General features: G+C 73.4%; 5 protein-coding genes. All 5 read left to right on the top strand.

The features are described from left to right. The first annotated feature begins 1,280 nt into the window (after positions 1–1,280). The 5 genes from idi to HMPREF3159_RS04745 are packed head-to-tail and all read left to right on the top strand — an operon-like array spanning position 1,281 to position 6,367. Complete coding sequence (gene idi, locus HMPREF3159_RS04765) at positions 1,281–1,862, top strand: isopentenyl-diphosphate Delta-isomerase (RefSeq protein WP_246821479.1); 582 nt, start codon at positions 1,281–1,283, stop codon at positions 1,860–1,862. Further along, positions 1,859–3,013 (top strand): polyprenyl synthetase family protein, encoded by a 1,155-nt coding sequence (locus HMPREF3159_RS04760; protein ID WP_070499911.1) that lies wholly within the window; start codon positions 1,859–1,861, stop codon positions 3,011–3,013. Before idi ends, HMPREF3159_RS04760 begins: the two co-directional genes overlap by 4 nt. Beyond that, the gene (locus HMPREF3159_RS04755; protein WP_083305795.1) at positions 3,010–4,611 is read left to right on the top strand and encodes an SDR family oxidoreductase; all 1,602 of its coding nucleotides are present in this window, start codon (positions 3,010–3,012) and stop codon (positions 4,609–4,611) included. The genes HMPREF3159_RS04760 and HMPREF3159_RS04755 overlap by 4 nt, the downstream gene beginning before the upstream one ends. Beyond that, on the top strand, positions 4,608–5,492 hold the full coding sequence (locus tag HMPREF3159_RS04750) for a tryptophan-rich sensory protein (protein WP_070499910.1): 885 nt from the start codon (positions 4,608–4,610) through the stop codon (positions 5,490–5,492). The genes HMPREF3159_RS04755 and HMPREF3159_RS04750 overlap by 4 nt, the downstream gene beginning before the upstream one ends. Further along, entirely contained in the window at positions 5,489–6,367 is an 879-nt protein-coding gene (locus HMPREF3159_RS04745; protein WP_070499909.1) for a phytoene/squalene synthase family protein, read from the top strand. Before HMPREF3159_RS04750 ends, HMPREF3159_RS04745 begins: the two co-directional genes overlap by 4 nt. Positions 6,368–6,415: the final 48 nt, after the last annotated feature.

The raw sequence follows: 6,415 nt of genomic DNA, 5'->3' as shown, positions 1-6,415 counted from the left end.
GGGGTTCCGAGGCCCCGTCAAGCCAGAACGACCCTTTTCGAGGTGGCCTCGACCACATTGTCCAGAACGCCCTGCGGAAGTCTCCTCCTGAGCCTCGGTCGCGGCCTCCGAGGCGGCCCCGGTGCTCCCAGGAGTTCTTCGTGAATGCTGCGCAGGGCATCCCCGGTGCCGGCGCCCCTCGGACCGTTGGCGTCCACGTTGCCCGTCCGCTCGTACCGCTGCGCCAGGCTCCTGATCCCCGGCGTCGTGCCGCTCCGGCGTTCGTCCTGGAACGAGCCAGTGCCCTTCCGGCTCGGTGCTCGGCCAGGGTCTCGACGCCGTTGCCCCCAGATGCCTGACAGCCCACCGCCCCGTGACCCCGCATCGCATCCTGCGACTGCCGACCGCTTCGCTCCCCTGCTCGCCGGATGCTCTCGATCCTCGTCCTCTCTCACGGCCCTCGGGTCGGCATGACGAACGTTTCCCTCTGCGCCCATGTCATGCTGCTACGGGCCGGGGTGCGCGAACCGCGCGCCCCTCCCTCTGCTCGTCGGCCCGTGCGATCAGCTCCTCCGTGGCGAGTGTCCGCGCACGGGGCACCAGCTCTCCGAAGGCAGGAGTCGTCGTCGGCCTCCGTGCCCGCACGGGCTGCGGTCCATGACCGTCCCGCATCGGAGCGGATCGTGACCCACCCGTGTGTCACCCCTTTGACATGGCCAGATCACGCGACCCCGCACTCTTCACCCCCGCTGCGACGTCATCGCTGCCCGCATCCCCTGCTGCAGCAGCTGTCAGCTGGTTCCCGCGGGGTTCCCCTTCTACACACTGTGGCAGCCCCGCACGGCGGGCGGCGCGGTCACCGAGGCCCCCACGGGGAGCCCCGCAACGCAGCGCCCGGCACCACCCGCACATCCCTGCTCCGCATGCCGCGCAGCACTCGCGGCACGGTGACTCCTTTCCTCCGCAGGATCTCGAACAACGCAGTGCAGCCCCGCCGCACGGCAGGTCGCGAGAGGAGACACGATCGGCCGCACCCTCTGGACGAGGGCGTCGGCCTCCCCGGCTCAGGCTGCGGGCCCATCCCGGGCTCGGTCTCCGCCGACACCGGAACGATCCTCGCCCGCCCCGAGGGCGCCGCCCCGCGAGCCGGCGAGGGGATGCTGGGCTTCCTGGGCTCCATCAGCGGGTTCGCCCGCATGTTCTTCGGGTCGGTGACATTGCCGCACCATGCTCTGGCCGGATGCTAGGGTCGAAGTCGATAGCCTGGCTACGTACGTCACGACGGACAACGGGAGGTCGCCGTGATCGGCACCGCTGCGACACGAACGGCCGGGACGGCCGACGAGGACCATGTGATCCTGCTGGACTCCGACGGCTCCCCCCGCGGGTTGGCCCCCCGCGCCACCGTCCACTCCGTCGACACACCGCTCCATCTGGCCTTCTCCTGCCACCTGGTGCGCGAGGACGGGGCCGTGCTGCTGACGCGCCGGGCGCTCTCGAAGCGCACCTGGCCCGGAGTGTGGACGAACGCGTTCTGCGGCCACCCACGCCAGGGTGAGTCCCTCGAGGAGGCGATCTCCCGCCACGCCTTCGGCGAGCTCGGCCTCCAGGTGCGGGAGGTGCGGCTGGCCCTGCCCGACTTCCGGTATCGAGCCGTCGACGCCTCGGGAATCGTCGAGAACGAGGTATGCCCCGTCTTCACCGCGATCCCCCAGGGCGAGCCCGTGCCCTCACCCGAAGAGGTCATGGATCTGCGGTGGGTGACGGCGGACGAGCTCGCCGCGCTCGCACGCCTGGCGCCGTGGACGCTCAGCCCCTGGGCCGTCGCGCAGCTCGAGCAGCTGGGCGACCGGCTCGGACGTCTTCCGGCAGAAACCGCATGAGCATCCCCTGCCCTCCTGGCGTCGACCACGAGATCAGGCGTCTCCTCCGTCGTGGCACCGCGCTCGGGGGCGCAGTGGCCTCCGCGGACCACCATCTGCTGTGGAACGCGCTCGGCAAGGCCACCGAGGGCGGCAGGAGATTCCGGCCCGCCCTCCTGCTGGCCACCCACGAGTCCCTAGGAGGCTCACGGCACGAGGCCGCGATCCAGGTCGCGGCCGCGGTCGAGATCCTGCACACCGCTTTCGTGGTCCAGGACGACGTGATCGACGGCGACCAGATGCGGCGCGGCGCCCCGAGCCTCCCCGCCTCCGTGGCCGCGAAAGTGCGCCGCGGGGGTGCCACCGCGCACACCGCACGCCGGGTCGGCGACGCCGCCGGGATCCTCGCAGGGGACCTCGGCCTGATCACGGCCCTGCGCGCGGTGGCCGGATGCTCGGCGCCTGCCGCCGTGGTCGCCGCGCTCCTGGACCTGATGGAGAGCTCGCTGCACGCCTCGGCCGCCGGGGAGATCGCCGATGTGCAGCTGCCGCTCCGGCCCGCCGAGCGGCCGGAGACGCTGCAGGAGGCGCTGACGGTCGCCGAGCTGAAGACGGCGGTGTACTCCTTCCAGCTCCCCCTCCACGCCGCCGGACTGCTCGCCGACGCGTCGCCGGACCGTCTCGAGGCGCTCGACGCGATCGGTGCTCTGCTCGGCATCGGCTTCCAGCTCGTCGACGATCTCCTCGGCGTCTTCGGCGACGAGGATCGCACCGGCAAGAGCGCGCTGGGGGACCTGCGCGAGGGCAAGCGCACCGCCCTCGTCGCGCACGCCGCGACCACGACTCACTGGCCCCAGCTGAGAACGCTGCTCGGGCGCGAGGACCTCACCGACGAGGAGGCGCGCAGCGCCCGTGACCTGCTCACCGCGAGCGGATCCCGCGACTGGGTCGAAGAGCTCGCCCTATGGCACCTGTCCAGCGCAGTCGACGCCGCTGCACGCCACGACCTCCCTCCCGCGTTCAGCGAGGCTCTCGCTGCCACCATCGCGGAGATCCACGCCGGCCTCGAGCTGCTGCTCCCGTCCGACGTGTCGGGACGAGAGCCGGCCGGTCCTGATCCCGTCGCGGCCAGGTGCGCGCAGCGCGCCGCTTCGCAGCGAGCCAGCGCATGAACGGCCCCGCCGGTCCCGACGCACCGCTGGTCCTCGTCACCGGCGCGAGCGGGTACATCGGCGGCCGGCTCGTGCCGGCGCTCCTCGACGCGGGGCTGAGGGTGCGCGCCATGGCCCGACACGTCGAGCGCCTGCAGGACCGGCCCTGGCGGGATCGTGTCGAGGTGGTCGAGGCGGATGTCGCAGATCCGTCCACGCTCGCCCGAGCCCTGGAGGGCGTGGACGTCGCCTACTACCTGATCCACATGATGGGCGGGGGCAGCAGCTTCGCGACTCGCGATCGCGCCGGTGCCCAGGCCTTCGCGGCCGCCGCGGAGCGAGCCGGGACCCGGCGCATCGTCTACCTGGGCGGTATCCACCCCCGCGGCGAGGAGCTCTCCGCCCACATGGCCTCCCGCGAGGAGGTCGGGAACATCCTGCTCGAAGGCGCCGTGCCGGCGGTCGTGCTGCGCGCCGCGGTGATCCTCGGCTCCGGCAGTGCATCCTTCGAGATCATGCGCCACCTCGCCGAGCGGCTCCCGGTCATGGTCGCGCCGCGCTGGGTGCGGAACCGCATCCAGCCGATCGCCGTCCGTGACGTGCTCCACTACCTGGTGGCCGCGGCGACCCTCGAGGGCACTCCGAACCGCACCTTCGACATCGGCGGGCCCGATGTCCTCACCTTCGCCGAGCTGCTGCACTCCTGTGCGCGCGCCGCGGGTCTGCCCCGGCGGCGGATCCAGGTGGTCCCCGTCCTCACCCCGCGCCTGGCGAGCCACTGGATCGGGCTGGTCACCCCGGTCCCCACCTCGATCGCGCGCCCCCTCGTGGAGTCGCTGGTCCACGACGCCGTCGCCGCCGAGTCGGACCTGCGTGACCTCGTACCGGACCCTGACGGCGGGCTCACCGGGGTGGACCGTGCGATCGAGCTCGCCCTCGCCAGGATCCGCGACCTCGACGTCACCACCACCTGGCACTCCGCCGCTCCGGCCGGGGCGCCGTCCTCGCCGCTGCCCGAGGACCCGGAATGGTCCGGAGGGATCGTGCGCCGTGACGAACGCTCCCGCACGGTGAACGCGTCCCCGCAGACGCTCTGGTCGGTGATCGAGGGGATCGGCGGCGCGCACGGCTGGTACTCGTGGCGACTGGGCTGGGTGGCGCGCGGGCTCCTGGATCGAGTCGTCGGCGGGCCCGGCCTGCGCCGCGGTCGCCGGCACCCGCACCGGCTGATGGTGGGGGAGGCACTGGACTGGTGGCGCGTGGAACGTCTCGAACGCGGCCGCCTGCTGCGCCTGCGCGCCGAGATGCGCGTCCCGGGCGATGCCTGGCTCGAGCTCGCCGTGGAAAAGTCCGACGGCCGCACCGTGCTGCACCAGCGGGCGCTCTACCACCCCCGCGGTCTGCTCGGGGACGCCTACTGGTGGGCTGTGTGGCCCTTCCACGGAATAGTCTTCGGCAGCATGCAGCGCAACATCGCCCGCGCCGCCGAGAACGCAGCGCACGACGATCCCGCAGCGAGCGGAGCCACCGCAGGGTCAGCCGGAACCGGGGCTCCCGCGCCCTCCCGCGGCGGGCCCGGCGCCGCCTCACACGCCGTCGACGACGAGGAGTCCGCATGACCGCCGCGAGCACCCCCGACCATCCGGCCGCCGCGCATCGCCGCCGGGAGGGCCGACGGCGCACCGGCCCCCGCCCGCTGGGCCGAAGCCTCGCCGTGACCCTCGCGTTCCTGCTCGCGATGGCGGGCACGGCCGTGGGTGTCGGCGCCTTCGGCGGAGCACCGATCGACGAGGCCGCCGGCGGCCTGCTCTCCGCCGACGCGACGCACCTCGCCCCCGCGACCCCCGCTTTCCGCATCTGGTCGGTGATCTACCTGGGGCTCGGCGCGTACACGCTGTGGCAGTGGTGGGACCGGCACGACCACCGCGGGATCGCCGGCCTCGCGATCGCCTCGGTGCTGCTGAACGCCGCCTGGATCCTCGTGGTCCAGGCCGGTGCGGTCGCGCTGAGCGTGCTGGTGATCCTGGTGCTGCTTATCGTGCTCGGCGCTCTGTTCCGTCGTCTCACGGCCAGGCCTCCTGCCGGGGCGGTCGAGCGGGTCGTCGTCGACGGCACCTTCGGCCTGTATCTCGGCTGGGTGAGCGTCGCGACCTGCGCGAACATCGCGGCAGCGCTGAAGGGCGCAGGGTTCTCGGGCTTCGGGGCTCCCGAGGTCCTCGCCGTGCTGGTGCTGCTCGCGGTGGCCGTGGTCGGCGTGGCGCTGACCCGGGCCGGTCGCCGCCCGGTCGCCGCGCCCGCGGCGATGGTCTGGGGTCTGCTCTGGATCGCGGTCGGCCGCGCGACCGATGCGCCCTCGTCGCCGGTGGTCGCGACCGCCGCGGCGACGGTCGCCGCCGTGATCGTCCTGGCGACCCTGTTCGCCGTGCTGCGGCCGCCCCAGCGCCTCGAGGATGCGCACGGCCCTGTCGGCGGACGGCGGTCCGACGGCGGTGCGCGATGAGCGCGCAGCGCCTCGCCCCGGACGCGTTGACCCTCTACGACCGGGTTGCGCAGCGCAGCGCCGGCTGCGTGATCGCCGGCTACTCGACCTCCTTCGGCTGGGCGACGCGCCTGCTCGAGGAACCCGTGCGCACTCATGTCCGCAGCCTGTATGCCCTGGTGCGCCTGGCCGACGAGATCGTAGACGACCCCGACTCGGGCCTCGACCCGGCCGCCAGGGCACGCGCCCTCGAGGAGCTCGCCGCTGAGACCGCTCGCGCGGTCGGCGGCACCCGCTCCACGAATCTCGTGGTGCAGGCCTTCGCCATCACCGCACGCCGCCACGGCATCGGCCCGGAGCTCATCGACCCCTTCTTCGGTTCGATGCGTGCGGACCTCACCGTCACCGCCCACGACCCTGAGAGCCTCGCGCAGTACGTGCACGGCTCGGCCGAGGTGGTGGGCCTCATGTGCCTGCGTGTCTTCGTCGACGGTGACGAGGCGGCAGCTGCGCGCCTCGCCCCCGCGGCGAGCGCGCTCGGCGCCGCCTTCCAGAAGGTGAACTTCCTGCGCGACCTCGCCGAGGATCACGACGGCCTGGGCCGCGACTACGTTCCCGGGGTGGACGTGGACCGCCTCGACGACGCGCAGCGGGACCTGCTGCTCGACGACATCGACGCCGACCTCGCCCGCGCCGCGACCGCGCTGCCCCATCTCCCCTCGTCGAGCCGCGCCGCTGTCACCGCCGCGCACGGCCTCTACTCGGCGCTCTCCCGTCGACTGCGCCGCACCCCCGCGGCCCGGATCCGCCGCACCCGCGTGCGGGTGCCGGAGCCGGAGAAGGCCCTCGTCATCGCCCGCGCCCTGCTCGCGGCGCGCCGTGGAGCGGGCCGATGAACCGGCGGACGACCGGCCGCGGCACCGGGTCCCGACCCCGAGCCGGCG

Source organism: Brachybacterium sp. HMSC06H03 (genome assembly GCF_001807385.1).
Classification (GTDB): Bacteria; Actinomycetota; Actinomycetes; order Actinomycetales; family Dermabacteraceae; genus Brachybacterium; species Brachybacterium conglomeratum.
Note: the sequence above shows the minus strand (reverse complement) of the source record. Positions and strands in the feature narration are given on the sequence as shown.